Below are 14840 nucleotides of genomic sequence, written 5' to 3' on the forward strand. Positions count from 1 at the left end.
CAACCATCGCAAGGGTGCGCGGCATCCGACCGAGGCAGGCGACGGGAGATCTCATTGCGATTCAAACTCGGTAAAGGCGCGATTCATGTTGGCACGGTGGAGGCTGTCGTAGTTTTCCAGATGCCGGAAGGCGGGCAGGTCGGCATAACGGGACAAGGTTTCGTCCATGGGCTCCATCTCCCTGGCCGCCGCGCCTAGGGTGTCCACCAGAAAGGCGTAGTAATCGCCGGTCTCGCGTTGTGCCTGATCGAGATCGCAAACGCGACCGTGCCCTGGCACGATGCGCTTCGGTGCCAGGGCCGCCATCGTCTTGAAGGCCTGATGCCCCTTAGTGACGCTGGAGGACGGCAGGATGCCGAGCAAACGGTCGACATAAACCAGATCGCCGGTGAACACCACGCCGTGCTTGGGCAGGAACACCATGGCATCGCCCGGATAGTGCGCATCGGTATATCTCAGTTCCAGGGTTTCTCCGCCGAGGTCGAGGGTAGCGGAATCGCCCGTGAGTAGCTTGGGGGCCGGCAACGGCGTCGTTCCCTGCAGGCGTTCGCCCAGAAAGCGTTCCAGCCCGGCTAATTGCTGGGCGCCCTGCTGTGATTGAGTAGCTCCCGTGCGCGCCATCGCCAGGATTTCGGCGCCTTGACTGGCGAAATAGGCGTTGCCCAGCCAGCGATGATCCTGACTACCCGTATTGACGACCCACCGCACCGGCTGGTCGGTCACCGTGCGGATGGCCGCATCCAGCTTCTCGGCGGCGATCCGACTGGCACCGGAATCGATCAGGATGACCCCGGTCGGCGTCACGATAAATCCGTAGTTGGCATTCAGGCCGTCATTCTCCTGGCTGCGTTGCCCGAGTGGGCCGACAATCGCGTAGATGCCAGTCGTCACGACTTCGACCTGCGGAACGTAGTCGGCGGTGCTTGCCGGTAGCGGCAAGCACAGTAAGAGCACCAGCGCGGACAGGTAGCCCACCAGAGACTTGATAAACTTCATGACACCTCCTTGATGCCCTGAGGGGAGGGCAGGGGTCGACTCGTCCAGCCTGCCTCGTTGAGAATGAAAAGGGTGGCCATCGGGGACTAGCGGTTGGGGTGATGGGGGGCGGCGCAGGCGCGCCACCAGACGGGGCAGAAAGGCCAGCACCGCCAACAGGGCCAAGGCGATCAGGCCCTTCTGGATCAGGCCCTCGCCGCCCGCCATGGCCTCGCGGCCGGCATAGCCCAGCCAGGTAAAGGCGAACGCGGGACCGGCTGTTGGGGTAAGGTGACCCAATGCTGGCAGATCCGTCGCGTTTATTCAACTACTGAGTTGATTGTTCTGGGCCGCGCCCGTGATACTCCGTCCGCGCCTGCTTGCCAACGCACCGCGTGCACTAGGACGAAGCGGCTGAATCCCTACACGGGAGCATTGCCAAGCATATCAGGACGCCGGCGAGCCGTGAGGTCGAGTTGGGGGGTAGACCCCGGTAGAAGTTCGCCTTGGCGTCGTCCGGGGTGAGTCCGCGGATGTTGAGGGCGGGATAGGCGCGCTGGGAGATGCCAAACTTGGTGACCCCGCCGGGGTCGCGGGGGTCATTGACCAGGCCGCCCTCGGCGGCGAGCACGTGGGCGATGCAGTCGGGGAAGGTATTCATGATGGCTCCTGGGTAATTGAGAGCCATCTTTCATGAGACGGACGGGTGTGTCGGGCGGGTTATGGACGGAATGGAAGTTAGGGGGGAGAATCCGCCAGGTGGAGAGGCGCGAGCCTTACCCCCACGACTTCCCCCCCACTTCGGAGCCGCCGATGCCTCAAGTCGTCTATATGATGCCCAAACGGCCCCGCCTCTTCTGGGACCCCCGCCTGGAACCCTTGGGGCTGGAGGATGAACCCGGGACCGAGGTGCCCTTGTTGGGCTACGTGAGTGCTGGCCGACCGGTGGAAACCCCCGAGGAGCAGGAAACCATCCGGGTCCCGAGCCACATGACCCGCAAGGCCAGCTATGCCCTGCGGGTGCGCGGGCATTCCATGATCGATGACCAGATCCAGGACGGGGATATCATCGTCATCGAACAACGCCAGACCGCCGAGAATGGCGAGACGGTGGTGGCGCTGATCAACGGCCACCAGGTGACGCTGAAGCGCTTTTATGTGGAAGCGCATGGGGTCCGCCTCCAGCCGGCCAATCCCGAGATGGAGCCGCTGTACCTCCGGCATGATGAGATCGAGATCCTCGGGATCGTCTCCGGGGTGGTGCGGATGACGACCTGAAGCGGGCCACGGGGCCCAGCGGGCGGACGCCCAAGGCCCGGGCAACCACGGCGGATTGGTCAACCAGGTTAAGGGATCGTCCCTGATCGTGGGCAACTCCGGTGACGCATCAGGTATCGTCATGGTGCGGAGAGTCTGAACTACAACTAAAGTTCCTAACGGGTGCGGCCAACAAAGCCCGGAAGACCTGCCGCCTCGGGGGAGCTTGCCAGGTACAACGCGTAGCCAACCTTTTCCCCGTAGTCCTCCGGGTCGGCCTTCTGGATGTCGGCGAGGGTAAGGTTCCCGGGAGCGTTGCCCTTATAGGTAAGTTGTTGATCGAAGATTACACGGGTGCGGAAGAAGCTGCCCCATTTGAACTCAGCAAAAATCGCGTTGTTGGGGTCTTTAACGTAGCCGTATTGTTGCCGCACTACCCAGGACAGGCTCCTGTAGATGTCGTTGTCGAGATCATTCACATGCTGTTTAAGGGTGTTTGGGTTTAAGGGACCCGCGCCCATGGCGTCGAAGGGATAGACCCAATTGTTGCTGGCCATCTCCTTCCAGAACCGATTCCCCTCAATGGAACTCCAGTTGCGCACCACCTCGACCGGGATTTCCACCTCCGGGTCCTTCAGGGCCCGCCACAGGGATATGGTCAGGTGATGATGATCAATAAGGTAGAACTTGCCACCGTTGCCGATGATGATAGGAACCGCGCGCGGCAGGAGATAATCTTCCAACTGGTCTTTGTCCTTTTCCTTGATCTTGGCGACCTTGGCGTTGACCTCGTCCATACCGACGGCGTTCTGGGTTGGCTTAAGCTCGCCGAGCTTGAGGCGCCCCAGGACACCTTGTGGGCTTTGCGCATCAATTTTCGGCAGAAAACGGAAAAGGTCATCATTTTTCTTGGCCATTTAGTCTTTCCTCTTTGGGTGGTTAACCCTTTGAAGGCCCCGATTCATGATGAGCACAGGTTCGAGGCCTGCTACGGGGGGTTAGAGTGAATTGAAATCCACCTTTTTGGTTGGGTTGAAACCTGGTGCGTTACCTGACTTAAGTTGCTGTGATTGGGCAGTTCTTAAGTTAAGTACTAACGGAGGGAAGGTCGGGTCTAGCAAATCCCACCGCACGTCGGGTGGGGTCAGGCTGGGGTCGGGGAGGAACATAGCATCGAAGAAAGGGGCTCTGCAAGGGCAGGGTGGGAGCCGAGGGTGGAAAAGGGGTGGAGATGCGGAGAGCAGGCCGCCGTTCGGGAGGGCACCGTGCGGGCCCTTTCGCGACCCTCGCAGGCACCTGGCCTTCCCCGCGCACTCCATCGTTGAGCCATAGTAATAGTTGGGACTCAGGTTTCGCCGCCTGGGGCAGATTCAGGATTTCACCCGACCGATGCGGTGCGCCGAGGGCGGCTGATAGGGGCTGCGGCTGGGAGCACGAACGCAGACCCGATCTTTTGGGGATTAAGACCGGGCATCTGCGACCTGTGGTAGATCAGGCGGTCGTCCCAGCGCAGACCCGTCTTTTAGGTTAGCAAGCCCCACGGCTGTCTCTCACCCGCCCCCACCCCCTGCCGCCCGTCCTCACCACCACTAGCGCCCTGCTTGGCCCTGCTCGCCCCCCTGGCCCTGGCCAATCAGGCGCTGCGAGTGGTCACCTGGAACCTGGGGACGGTGGGGACACCGGGCAGCGTTCCCTATCAGGCGGTGGCTGCCATACCAACCTGATCCTGGTCGCAGTTAAAGTGACAGGGCTTTCCCGCGGCGCAGGCTAGGCGGAGCGCCTCAGCAGCAGGCCCCGAAACCGTGCAGGGAAAGCGGCCCTGGGTCAGCAACAGGCCGCTGCCGTCTCCGGGTTGCCCGCAGTAAAGGGCAACCCGCCGCCACAGCCCGCGAAGACCCCGTAGTGCCGGCTGAAGTCGCCGATGAAATCGAAGTGCGGTCGCAAGCGCGTCTCCTGGAGCATACGCCAGGTGTTGCCGCAGACCGGGAATACCCGGCCGGCGTCCATGCGATGGTGCTTGTCCAGAATAAAGCGCTGCTCGTGTCCGGCGATATCCCCCCGGTAGACCACCGCCTGGCCGTAGTCCTCGCACGCCGGCTCCAGTTCCTCCAACTTGAACAGCCGGTAGGTGGCGGAATAGAAGCCGATGCCTTGGGTACGTGCCGCCAAGGCCGGGTCGGTGACGGCGATGGGGCGGTCTTCCACCAGGCGGGGGTCGGCGAACCCCTGACGCCTTGCGAACTGGAGAAAGTCGTTCCAGTACAGGGCGCCGCCCAGGCATTCGCCGTACAGCACTGGGTCGTCGCGCACCGCGGAGGGCACCCGGCGGTCGACGTAGACATCGGAGAAATACAGCTCACCGCCGGGCTTGAGCAGGGCTTGGGCCTGGGCGAGCACGGCGGCCTTGTCCGGGGAGAGGTTGATGACGCAGTTGGAGACGATGAGGTCGAAGCTCTCCCGCTCTAGCCCCAGGGTCTCCAGGTGCTCGATGCGGCCCTCGATGAGGCGGACATTGGAGCGGCGGTAGCCGTAACGGGCGCGGTGGTAGTCTTGGTGGCGCTCGGCCACGGCCAACTGGTCGGCAGTCATGTCTACGCCGACCACCTCACCGGCCTCGCCCACCAATCGGGAGAGCAGATAGAGATCCCGACCTGAGCCGCAGCCCAGGTCCAAGACCCTTAAGCCCTCCAGCAGGTCGGGGGCCACCAGGCCGCAACCGTAGTAGCGCCCGCTCACCTCTGGGTGGATGTCCGCCAACAGGGGCTTGAGATACTCGGGGACCGCGCCTGGGGTACAGCAGGCGTCGGTGCGCAGGTCGGCGCTGCCCCGGAGGACCTCGCCGTAATACCGCCTGACACTTTCGTGAAGGGTGTCTTTGTTGCGCATAGGGACTCTCGTCAAGGGTCAGTGCCGTCGCAGGCAGACGGCGAGGAAGCCCCCGAGCGGAAACCGCGGGGGTATCAGAGATTCGGCGCGCTGCGCGAGGGGTCCACCGCTCGGCAGGAACAGGGCAAAGCGGGCCGAGGGCTCGGGGGTCGGCGTCAGACCCTCTGCCCAGCCCAGGATCTCGCCCAAGAGGTCCCAACGGGCCCCGCGATAGCCTCCGCGCCCGTGCTTCGAGAGGTATAGCAGGCTGCGCCGGTGCAGCAGACCGAGTGCGACCGTCCGCCGGCTGACCCGCCACAGTTCCCGCAAGGCCTCGCCCGGTCCGGGGACGAAGCAGAGACTGGTCATGGCCAGAGCATAGTCGAAGGCCCCATCCGCGAAGGGCAGGGCACCGGCCCGGCCCTTGACCAAGGCGATGCGCGGGTCGCGCTGCCGGGCAAAGCGCAGGGCCGGCAGGTCCGGGTCCAGCCCCGTCACCTCCAGCCCGCGGTCGGCCAGGGCGTTGCTGAAGTAGCCGGTCCCGCTACCGACGTCGAGCACGGATTCCCCGGGGCGCGGGCGCAGCAGCTCGTCTAAGAGGGCGAGCTCCCGCCCGGCGATCCAGGCCCCGCGTGGGGTGGCGTACCAGGCGTGGTAGGCCGCGGGGTCCGTCATCGCAGCCCTCGAACTGGCGGGGGACAGGATCTGGCCCCAAGGGCAAGGCTAGGCATCGTCTGACGGTTCATCGACCACATTTTTGGGCCGTCCCATCCCGCAGGGCCTGAGCCACGGCGCCGCGCAGCCGGATCAGGTCGCCGTCCAGGGCCGGTTGACCGTGCCACCACTGGTAGTCCGGGGATTGATGGCCGGCCCCTAGGTGTACGTTGCGCAGGTGGTGCTCAGTCGCCTCCAGGAGGTCGGCCACCGCCGCCGCCCCGGCTGGGTGCAGGACGGCGACGCCCTGCGCCTCGGCGCGCTTGAGCCGGGCGATGTCGGCGAGGCGGTCCCCGGCGGCGAGTTGCTCGCGGACATAGCGGGGGGCATGGCAGGCGCCACAGACCCATTCCCGCACCGCCGGCCCGAGCCCCGGGTCCATGGTGTCGCCGTGGTCGGCCGCGTGCAGGTGGCAGTAGGCACAGCCGGGGGCGCGGTAGTTGCCGCGGTCCAAGGGTAGGGTCCAGTCCGGCCGGCCGATGGTCACCAGGACCCCGTGTTTAGAGGTGGCGTAGCTGTGAGCGACGGTGCCCTCGTGACAGCCGGTGCAGGCGGCGTCCTGCCGTGCCTTGGGCAGAGCGCCGTGCCGCTCGCCGTGGCAGGCGAGGCAATCGGCCGCGGCCGCGTGCGGCCCGGCGCGCCACTGGGCGACCAGGGCGGGGTCGCGGGTGGCGTGGCATCCGAGGCATTCGCCCTGGGTGAAGGGCCCTTCGTGGACGGTTGCCGACCCATCCCCGCCTTGCGCCGGGACCGTTTGGGCCAGCAGGGCCACCCCCAGGAGGAGGCCGCCGAGTCTAATTGCCGGCACTGTTGGCCTCCGTATAGGGCCCGGCGAGCCACAGGTCCCCCGGATCGCTGCGACGCCCGTCGCGGGCCTGCTCCGCCGTGCCCAGGGCGCGCAGCGCCCCAGCCTGGAACCGAATGTTCGTCAACGCCTTGTCCATGGCGGCATGGCCACGGGTCACGCCCTCGGCATCATTGTGGGCGGCGGCCTTGTAGCTGCCCAGATTGTCGAAGTACCACATCTCGAAATAGTCCCGCTCTAGGGCGGAGACGTTGTAGAAGGCCGATGCCTGGCCGTCGTAATAGCCGATGCGCGCCCGCTGCCAGAGGGCATCGGGGGCGTCCATCGGGTAGGGCGGGCGCTCGTCGGGACCAGGATGGAACAGGTCGTCGGCGCGCAGGCCCTTGAGCAGGTCCTCGGCGGCATAGAGTTTGCCCCAGGCCACCTTGCGTTCGCGGTCCAGCCCGGCGAGCCAGTCCCGCGACTGGCCCTCTTCGTGGCAATCCATGCAGACCCCCACCCAGCGCTCGCGCAGGACCCGGTTGCCGGAGGTGTTGGGGTTCACCTCCAGCAGGCCGAACTTCCACAGGCTCTTGTCCGCCACCTGATGGCGCCCGCCGTCCATGTGGCAGTAGGCGCAGCTTGGTGCCTTGTAGTTGCCTTTGGCAAGCGGCTTGCTCCAGTCCCAGGAGTCACCCTCCTCCCGGACGAGGCGCCCGTGGGCGGAGGCGAAATAGGTGTCGTCGTCCGGATGGGGTGGGCCCGAGTGGCAGGTGATGCAGGCCTCGGGGCGGCGCGCCTCCGCCGGGTCGAAGCGGTGCCGGGTATGGCAGGAGTCGCACTTGGTCGCCACCGAATGGCACTGCACGCAGGCCTGCACCTCGGCCTTGGGCTTGTCGGCGAAGTGCTTGGCGTCCACTGCCCGCTCCATGGCGAGCACATGGCTGGGGAAGCCGTAGCGGGCCTCGTCCTGGAAGTCGCCGTGCTGTTTGGCATGGCAGGCCCCGCAGACCTCGGGGGTTGGCAGGTGCAGGCGCTGGTGGTCGGCCCCGTGACAGTCCGGGCAGGCAACCGGCTCCCGCTCCTTGAGGTTGGCATGGCGGCTCGCACGCCAGTCGGCGACGATCCCGGGGGTGATGGCCTCGTGGCACTGGATGCACTGGCCGGCGGCGAACACCCCCTGCACGCTCTGGACGGGCGTGAAAAAGCGCTTCGGGTCCCACCACCCCTGCACCGGGTCGGGCGACCAGACCCGCGAGTAGAGGCCGGCGCCGGGACCGGACTTGCTCCAATGGACATAGAGAAAGCCCAAGGGGATTGCGACCAGCACCAGGGTCACCGGCACCCAGACAGTGCGCACCCGCCCGCCGCTCATGCCCGCCTCCGTTGTTGTCGCCACCAACGTCCCAGCCCCAACAGGGTCAGCAGGAAGATGGGACCCAAGGCCAGCCAGCGGCCGGATGCGGACCCAGGGCCCGATTCGCCGGGAGCTACGTCAAGGTTGGCTGCCGCTTCCCCAAGCTCAGGGGCCCGCAGGGCCACCGCCGGAACGTCCAAAGATGTCCCCAAATAGGCCGCGACCTGGGCCCGCGCCGATGTATCGGCCACTGGGCGGAGCATGGTGACGCGATACCTATCCATGCGCGCCACGAGGGTCGGCCAATCCGCCCCGGCATAGGCCGCCGGGTCTGGTGCTGCGTGGCAATCGCCGCACAGGGTGCGATATGCCGTGGGTGCCTTGACACCGGCAGCTAGCGGGCGCAGGGCGTGCCGCTCCAGATAGGCGAGCAAGGTGGCCCGTTCCTCCGGACTGGGTCGCTCAATGGGGCGCAGTCGATTGCCAAAACGCGCGGTCACGTCCATCAGCAGATCCATGCGGGGGACCACCTGGGACCATGCCTCGGCGCTATGCTGGCCGGGACCCGGCGCGAAATGGCACTGCGCGCAGTAACGGCCCAGCAGGCGGGCACCTGGGCCTCCGGGCTCCGGGAGGACCCCTGGGTCGAGCTCCGGCGGCATCCGCTCCGGGTAGGTGCGGCAGAGGTCGAGTCCCACCCAGTCGTGGTTCGCCCAGACCGGGCTGGCGGCGAGGAGACCCGCCAACATCAGGGGGCCAGGGACCCTCATGCCAGGGCCTCCCGGGCAGGGGCACCGGAGACCGGCCGAAAGGCCCGCCGCAGGGAGGCCAGCGGCGCCTGATCCGCCAGGATGGCTGCCGCCGCACGCCGCCCGGCGGACAGCGCGGTGACCACGAGATCGGGACCCTGACTGGCGTCGCCCCCGGCATAGACGTGGGGGATCGAGGTGCGTCCTTCGGCGTCGCAGCGGATGCGGCCCTCGGCGTCGGTCTCCACGCCCAGGTCTGCCAGCCAGTCCGGCGGTGCCGCCTGCTGGCCGAAGGCGGGGATCACCCGGTCGCAGGCTACCCGGCGCTCGCCGCCTGGGGTGTCGAAGGCCACGGCATCCAAGCCGTCGTCGCCCAAGATCGCCAGGGGTCGGTGATCAAACAGAAAGCGGACGCCTTCCTCCCGTGCCGCCCGCACCTCCGAGGGCGAGGCACGTAGCCGGGACTCTTCGCCCCGGTAGGCCAGGGTCACGGTCGCCCCGAGCCGCAAGGCCGAGCGGGCGCAGTCCATGGCGGTATCGCCGCCACCAAGCACCAGCAGATGCCCACCGTCCAGGTTCGGCGCCTCACCGGCGTTGACCGCCGCGAGAAAGCCCAGGGCCTCCAGCACCCGGGCGTGGTCCTGTCCGGGGAGCGCGACGGCGCGGGGTTGCTGGGCACCGATGCCGAGGAAGACCACGTCATGCTCGGCCGCGAATCGCAAGGCCCGAGCCCTGTCCACCGCCGTGCCTAGCTCGAACCGAACACCCGCGGTCTCCAGCCAGTCCCGCCGCCGGGCGAGCAGAGACTTGTCGAGCTTGAAGGGCGGCACCCCGGTGGCGAGCAGGCCGCCGATTTCCCGGTTGCGGTCATAAACGGTCACAGTCCAGCCCGCGGCGTTCAACCGCTCGGCGCAGGCGAGCCCAGCGGGACCGGCACCGATCACGGCGGCACCCTGACCGGTGCGATGGGCGGGGGGACCGGGCGGGGTCCAGCCGGCCGCCAGGCCGCGGTCCAGGATAGACCCCTCCACAGCGCCGATGGCCACAGCACCCTCCATGCGGCCCCGGGCACAGCCACCCTCGCACAGCCGGTGCTGGGGGCAGAGGCGACCGCAGACCTCCGGCAGGGGGTTGGTGGCCTGGGCGATCTCGGCGGCCTCGGCCCAGCGTCCCGCAGCGGCGGCGGCCAGCCAGTCGGGGATCCGGTTGCCCAGCGGGCAGGCGTTGCGACAGCCGGGGACGCCGCAGTCGAGGCAGCGGGCGGCCTGCTGTGCCATGAGTGCCAGCTCGGGCTCGGCGTGGGTCTCGCGCCAGTCGCCCAGGCGCTCGCCGACGGGTCGGTCAGGGATGGGCTCGCGGGCGGCGGGCGCTACTGGCGGCGCCCCCAGCAGCCGGCTGGCATCGCGCCGCACGCCGGGCTGAAAGAAGTTGCGCACATCGCGGATGGCCAGGGCATCGGTGGGACAGGAGACCACGCAGCGGGCGCAGCCCATGCAGTCCTCGATACCGGTGATCCGACCCTGGGCACGGCCCTGCTCCCAGACCGGGATACCCATGTCGCAGGCCTGGTCGCAGCGGCGGCAGTCGATGCAGCGCGCCTTGTCCATGTACACCCCGTAGAAGCCGGCATGGTTGAGCAGCCCGAAGGTGGCGCCGTAGGGGCACAGATAGCGGCAGTAGAAGCGGTTGCCGGTGAGCGGTATGAGAAAGAAGCTGCCGAAGTAGGTCAGGCCCAGGGTCAGCCCGAAGGCCCCGGCCAGGGAGACCGTCCAGGTGTTGGGGGGGAACTGGGTCGCGACCATCACCGCCGCATACCAGACGAAGAACAGCCACTTCACATGCCGCAGACGCCACACCCAGGGGCCGCGAAGGGTCTTGGTCCGGTAGGCAAAGCCGACGGTCTCGCGGATGCCCACGCAGGGGCAGCCAAAGCCGCAGATCACCCGCCGGCCGAACAGGAAGACCAGGGTCAGGACCAGGACGAAGCTCAGGGTCCCCGGGGTGTGCAGGGCGGGGAACACCGGCTGGGCCCAGAGGAAGCCCACATAGGGCTCGAAGAACGGGGTCAGCCAGGGGATCAGCCACCACAGGGCGGTGACCACGCAGACCAGGATGATCAGGCGCTTGCGGGTGTAGCGGTTGCGCTCCGCTCCAATGCGCCAGATCCCGAAGGCGAGGATGATCGCGTACTCGGTGTAGCGGTTGAGCCAGATAGGGCTCTCCCACAGGAAGAGCCATGACTCGTTAAGCCAGCCGAGGAAGGCCAGGGTGAAGGCGGCCATGACCAGGACCCGGACCCAGGCCGGATAGCGGGCGGCCAGGGTGTCCTGGCTGGAGGGGTCCGCAGGGCGGGGTGTGCGGACCAGAGTCGTCCCTTTGGCCACTGTCGCTGTCATGGTGCCGCTCCCCTTTGCCGCTTACAGCGCCACCACGGCGCGCCAGGTGGCCGCCAGGGCGTCCGCCCCGCGGTCGATGTCTTCGTCGGTGGTCGGCTCGCCGATGCTCAGGCGCACGGCACCCAGGGTGCGCTCGGGCGCCAGACCCATGGCGCCGAGGACGCCGCTTACCTCCGCCCCTTCGGCATGGCAGGCCGATCCCACCGAGGCCGCCACTTCGGGCGTGCGGGCCAGCAGCTCCCGGCCGCTCACCCTGGGGAAGGACACATTGAGCGTGTTGGGTAGACGCTCGTCGGGGTGGCCGTTGAGGGCCAACCCCGGGATGGCGGCGGTAAGCCGCGCGTGCAGTGCGTCGCGCTGTCTGCTCAGGCGCTCGGCGAGGGCGGGCAGGCGCCGTTGCGCCAGCGTTGTCGCCGCACCGAACCCGACGATGTGCGGGACGTTTTCCGTGCCTGGCCTCAGACCACGCTCGTGCCCCGCCCCGAACAGGATGGGCTCAAGGGGGGTGCCCGCACGCACGAACAGGGCCCCGACCCCCTTGGGGGCATAGCACTTGTGGCCGGCAAGGGTCAGCAGGTCCACGCCGAGGGCCGCGACATCGACCGGCAGCTTGCCGACGGACTGCGCCGCATCGGTGTGGAACAGGGCGCCGCGGCGCCGGGCCAGTGCCGCTAGCTCTGTGATAGGAGCGAGTGTGCCAACCTCGTTGTTGGCGTGCATCACCGAAACCAGGGCGGTGTTGTCGCGCAGAGCCGCCGTGAGCGCGGCGGGCGCGACCCGCCCATACCCGTCGACAGGAAGCACCGTGACCTCCCAGCCTAGGCCACGCAGATACCCCATGGGCCCAGCCACCGAAGGATGCTCGATTGCGCTCGCGATCGCATGCCGCCCCCGGCCCCGCAGGGCCCGGGCCGCCCCGAGGATGGCTAGGTTATTGGCCTCGGTCGCGCAGCCGGTGAACAGGATTTCCTCGGGCTGGGCCCCGATCAGGTCGGCCACCTGGGACCGCGCCAGGGCTATCGCCGCCCGGGCCTGGCGGCCGTAGGGATGGTCGGACGACGGATTCCCAAAGCCCTCACGCAGCCAGGGCAGCATCGCCTCCAGCACCTGAGGGTCGATGGGGCTAGTGGCGTTGTAGTCGAGATAGATGGGCGGGTTCATGGTTCGACAGGACGCGCGGGCGGCAGGTCGGCGCGGTCGATGCGTCGCACCGGCCCGGCCAGAGGGTGATCGGCGGAAAGGCCGAATCGCTCGTACACCGCGGGTCAGCCGAGCGCCTGAACGAGGTCGGCGATCAGGTCGTCCGCGTCCTCCAGACCCACCGACAGCCGCAGCATGGCGTCAGCGATGCCGCGCCGGGCGCGTTCCTCCGGCGTCAGACCGTGGTGGGTAGTGGTGCAGGGCTGGGTCACCAGGCTTTCGATACCGCCGAGCGACGGGGCGAGGCCGAACAGCGTGAGCCGATCCGCCGCCGCGCTCGCCGCCGCGCCGCCGCCCTGCACCGCGATGGTCAACATGCCGCCGAAGCCGGTCATTTGGCGGGCCGCCAAGGCGTGTCCCGGGAATGATGCGAGTCCCGGATAGAGGGCGCGCACCACCCGCGGATGGCCCTGTAAGGCTTGCGCCACGGCCAGCGCCGAGGTGTTCTGTGCCCGCACCCGCACCACCAGGGTCCGCAGGCTGCGCGCCAGCAATGCAGCGGTCTCCGGCGCCGGGGTGGAACCCAGGTTCTTAAGCCGGGGCCAGACCGCCTCGACCAGCGCCTTCGGCCCCATCAAGGCCCCGGCGGTGAGTTCGCTGTGGCCCCCCAGATACTTGGTGGCGCTATGCACCCCGAGATCCGCGCCGAGGCGCAGCGGTTGCTGGTTGATTGGCGAGGCGAAGTTGTTGTCCACCATCAACAGGGCGCCGTGGGCATGCGCACGGGCGGCGATGGCGGTGATGTCGAAGACCTCCGTGGTCGGTGACAATGGACACTGATGGGCCTCTGCGGTCGGTTGCGGCGGCGGCATGGTCGCCGTTCTCGGTTGATGAGTGTTGTCAGAAGACGAGCACTTGGTCCGCCGCTAGGGTGGATTCAGTCAACTCATCCAGGGTGCTGCGTCGGGCGCCCTCCACTAATTCGGCATCGGTGATGCCCCGGGCGTCCATGCAGGTCCCGCAGAGCAGGACCTCGCCGGTACGGCCGATCGACCTGGTCATGAGTTCCAGGTTGTAGTAGCCCTGGGGGACCTTCTGGCCGCTCTTGGCGCAAGCCACGGCGTCGGCCATCAGAAAAACGGTCACTTGGGCGCCCTTGCCGGCGAGGGTCTTGGCCAGGCGCAGACCGTTGAAGCTGCGCTCGGTGCCGTAGGGGGGGTCATTGAGGATGAACAGCGTCTTCATGGGGAGTTACTCCGGTTGGGTGGGATTCGATGCGCTGGGCCAGCCGTTGGCGAGCCAGGCGGTCATGCCGCCCTGGACAACTTGGACCCGGGCACCATGCCGAAGAGTGTCCCGCCGGCCAGGGTCAGGAGCGAGCCGGGCAGAAACAGCATGGTGGCGAGCGCGTAGACCGCCATGAAGACCAGGGGGCCGGCCCCCCCGGCCGCGGCGACCCAGTCCGTCAGGGCGGCGGCGTCCAAGTGTTCCCGGTAGACCAGGGCAAGGACGATGCTGGCACCCAGCGCTAGGGCGAGCAGCAGGCGTGCCGCACCCTTCACGACCGGCCCCCAGGCTGGTCGCCCGGGTTGGGCCAGGTCCGGCGATTGATGGCATAGCCCGTGACCGCCCCCCGGAAGGGCAGGGCCAGCATCCCCGGCAGGGCGTCCACCTCCCGCGGATCGCGGTGGTCAATGATGCCGATGGTCATGCCCAGATGCCCGGCGCGGGGCGCCTCACGGTAGGTGCCGAACAGCCGGTCCCACCCGGACAGGTTGAAGCCGAAGTTGGAGTTGGTCTCGTCCTCCTCGATCGAGTGGTGGACCCGGTGCATGTCCGGGGTGACGAGGAACCAGCGCAGCCGCCGGTCCAGTCGGCTGGGCAGGCCGACGTTGCCGTGATTGAACATGGCCATGCCGTTGAGAATGACCTCGAAGAGGATGACCGCCACCACCGGCGGCCCCAGTGCCAGGATGACCGCGAATTTGATCAGCATGGACAGGAGGATCTCGATGGGGTGGAAGCGCGCTCCGGTGGTCAGGTCATAGTCCAGGTCGGCATGGTGGACCCGGTGCAGCCGCCACAGGGCGGGCACGGCGTGGAAAAAGACGTGCTGGGCCCAAATCGCCAGGTCCAGGGCGATGACCGCCAGGGGGACCGCCAGCCAGGGGGCGAGGGGGAACTGATTGAGCAGCCCCCAGCCCTGGGCGGTGGCCGTCGCCGCCAGTCCCACGGCCGCGACGGGGAAGAGGAGGCGTATCAACACCGTATTCAGGACCACCAGCCCCAGGTTGCTGAACCAGCGCCGGACCTTGGAGACCGTCAAGGCCCGCCGCGGGGCGCGCCACTCCCAGAGGGCCATGACGGCGAAGATGCCAAAAAAGGGGCCAAGCCGGAGGGCCACCTCATGGGTCTGAATAAAGCTATCCACGGTCGTCTGCCTCAAATTCCCGGCCTGGATATAGCCGTGAGCCAAGTCTGGCAGAAGGGCGGCAGTCATTCAACCAAAAAGTTGAACGTAAGGATATCTCCGTGCGTCTGGGATCTTCGCGCGGCTCCGGGCCTTATCCGGGGCCTGGCAGACCGGTGTTACCGCCGTGATC

The 14840-nt window shown here is 67.6% G+C and carries 15 protein-coding genes; 1 reads left to right on the forward strand and 14 read right to left on the reverse strand.

What is annotated here, in order from left to right; translation table 11 throughout:
• Positions 1–51: 51 nt before the first annotated feature.
• Positions 52–996, reverse strand: coding sequence for an MBL fold metallo-hydrolase (locus tag IPN92_13765; GenBank protein ID MBK8639280.1), 945 nt, complete (start codon positions 994–996; stop codon positions 52–54).
• A 379-nt stretch (positions 997–1375) separates the two neighbouring features.
• A complete protein-coding gene (locus IPN92_13770) occupies positions 1376–1663 on the reverse strand; it encodes a hypothetical protein (protein ID MBK8639281.1) in 288 nt (95 codons plus the stop codon).
• Between the two features lie 125 nt (positions 1664–1788).
• Here IPN92_13770 and lexA point away from each other — a divergent pair, with 125 nt between their 5' ends.
• Positions 1789–2253, forward strand: a complete 465-nt coding sequence (lexA, locus tag IPN92_13775) for a repressor LexA (GenBank protein ID MBK8639282.1) — start codon at positions 1789–1791, stop codon at positions 2251–2253.
• 155 nt (positions 2254–2408) lie between these two features.
• On the opposite strand, the gene IPN92_13780 is transcribed toward lexA, so the two are convergent.
• The 12 genes from IPN92_13780 to IPN92_13835 form a co-directional block, all read right to left on the reverse strand.
• The gene (locus IPN92_13780) at positions 2409–3149 is read right to left on the reverse strand and encodes a ParB/Srx family N-terminal domain-containing protein (GenBank protein MBK8639283.1); all 741 of its coding nucleotides are present in this window, start codon (positions 3147–3149) and stop codon (positions 2409–2411) included.
• Positions 3150–4056: 907 nt separating this feature from the next.
• A complete protein-coding gene (locus tag IPN92_13785) occupies positions 4057–5118 on the reverse strand; it encodes a methyltransferase domain-containing protein (protein MBK8639284.1) in 1062 nt (353 codons plus the stop codon).
• A gap of 18 nt (positions 5119–5136) precedes the next feature.
• The gene (locus IPN92_13790; protein ID MBK8639285.1) at positions 5137–5772 is read right to left on the reverse strand and encodes a class I SAM-dependent methyltransferase; all 636 of its coding nucleotides are present in this window, start codon (positions 5770–5772) and stop codon (positions 5137–5139) included.
• A 67-nt stretch (positions 5773–5839) separates the two neighbouring features.
• On the reverse strand, positions 5840–6619 hold the full coding sequence (locus IPN92_13795; GenBank protein ID MBK8639286.1) for a hypothetical protein: 780 nt from the start codon (positions 6617–6619) through the stop codon (positions 5840–5842).
• Positions 6606–7970, reverse strand: a complete 1365-nt coding sequence (locus IPN92_13800) for a hydroxylamine oxidoreductase (GenBank protein MBK8639287.1) — start codon at positions 7968–7970, stop codon at positions 6606–6608. The genes IPN92_13795 and IPN92_13800 overlap by 14 nt, the downstream gene beginning before the upstream one ends.
• Positions 7967–8722 carry a hypothetical protein gene (locus tag IPN92_13805; protein ID MBK8639288.1) on the reverse strand — a complete coding sequence of 252 codons (756 nt, stop codon included), beginning with the start codon at positions 8720–8722 and terminating at the stop codon, positions 7967–7969. The genes IPN92_13800 and IPN92_13805 overlap by 4 nt, the downstream gene beginning before the upstream one ends.
• Positions 8719–11097 (reverse strand): FAD-dependent oxidoreductase, encoded by a 2379-nt coding sequence (locus IPN92_13810; protein MBK8639289.1) that lies wholly within the window; start codon positions 11095–11097, stop codon positions 8719–8721. Before IPN92_13810 ends, IPN92_13805 begins: the two co-directional genes overlap by 4 nt.
• Before the next feature lie 21 nt (positions 11098–11118).
• The gene (locus tag IPN92_13815) at positions 11119–12258 is read right to left on the reverse strand and encodes a cysteine desulfurase (GenBank protein MBK8639290.1); all 1140 of its coding nucleotides are present in this window, start codon (positions 12256–12258) and stop codon (positions 11119–11121) included.
• A 104-nt stretch (positions 12259–12362) separates the two neighbouring features.
• Complete coding sequence (locus IPN92_13820; GenBank protein MBK8639291.1) at positions 12363–13109, reverse strand: PLP-dependent transferase; 747 nt, start codon at positions 13107–13109, stop codon at positions 12363–12365.
• A gap of 28 nt (positions 13110–13137) precedes the next feature.
• Entirely contained in the window at positions 13138–13482 is a 345-nt protein-coding gene (locus IPN92_13825) for a DsrE family protein (protein MBK8639292.1), read from the reverse strand.
• A 62-nt stretch (positions 13483–13544) separates the two neighbouring features.
• Positions 13545–13799, reverse strand: coding sequence for a hypothetical protein (locus IPN92_13830; protein ID MBK8639293.1), 255 nt, complete (start codon positions 13797–13799; stop codon positions 13545–13547).
• Positions 13796–14737, reverse strand: a complete 942-nt coding sequence (locus IPN92_13835; protein MBK8639294.1) for a sterol desaturase family protein — start codon at positions 14735–14737, stop codon at positions 13796–13798. Before IPN92_13835 ends, IPN92_13830 begins: the two co-directional genes overlap by 4 nt.
• Positions 14738–14840: the final 103 nt, after the last annotated feature.

The organism is Chromatiaceae bacterium, from assembly GCA_016714645.1.
Taxonomy (GTDB): domain Bacteria; phylum Pseudomonadota; class Gammaproteobacteria; order Chromatiales; family Chromatiaceae; genus M0108.

Excerpts from the sequence above, each read along its gene's own strand:
- IPN92_13780 (MBK8639283.1), bottom strand. The coding sequence starts at position 3,149 with ATGGCCAAGAAAAATGATGACCTTTTCCGTTTTCTGCCGAAAATTGAT.
- IPN92_13790 (MBK8639285.1), bottom strand. The coding sequence starts at position 5,772 with ATGACGGACCCCGCGGCCTACCACGCCTGGTACGCCACCCCACGCGGG.
- IPN92_13820 (MBK8639291.1), bottom strand. The coding sequence starts at position 13,109 with ATGCCGCCGCCGCAACCGACCGCAGAGGCCCATCAGTGTCCATTGTCA.
- IPN92_13770 (MBK8639281.1), bottom strand. The coding sequence starts at position 1,663 with ATGGCTCTCAATTACCCAGGAGCCATCATGAATACCTTCCCCGACTGC.
- lexA (MBK8639282.1), top strand. The coding sequence starts at position 1,789 with ATGCCTCAAGTCGTCTATATGATGCCCAAACGGCCCCGCCTCTTCTGG.
- IPN92_13810 (MBK8639289.1), bottom strand. The coding sequence starts at position 11,097 with ATGACAGCGACAGTGGCCAAAGGGACGACTCTGGTCCGCACACCCCGC.
- IPN92_13800 (MBK8639287.1), bottom strand. The coding sequence starts at position 7,970 with ATGAGCGGCGGGCGGGTGCGCACTGTCTGGGTGCCGGTGACCCTGGTG.
- IPN92_13765 (MBK8639280.1), bottom strand. The coding sequence starts at position 996 with ATGAAGTTTATCAAGTCTCTGGTGGGCTACCTGTCCGCGCTGGTGCTC.
- IPN92_13815 (MBK8639290.1), bottom strand. The coding sequence starts at position 12,258 with ATGAACCCGCCCATCTATCTCGACTACAACGCCACTAGCCCCATCGAC.
- IPN92_13825 (MBK8639292.1), bottom strand. The coding sequence starts at position 13,482 with ATGAAGACGCTGTTCATCCTCAATGACCCCCCCTACGGCACCGAGCGC.
- IPN92_13835 (MBK8639294.1), bottom strand. The coding sequence starts at position 14,737 with ATGACTGCCGCCCTTCTGCCAGACTTGGCTCACGGCTATATCCAGGCC.
- IPN92_13785 (MBK8639284.1), bottom strand. The coding sequence starts at position 5,118 with ATGCGCAACAAAGACACCCTTCACGAAAGTGTCAGGCGGTATTACGGC.
- IPN92_13805 (MBK8639288.1), bottom strand. The coding sequence starts at position 8,722 with ATGAGGGTCCCTGGCCCCCTGATGTTGGCGGGTCTCCTCGCCGCCAGC.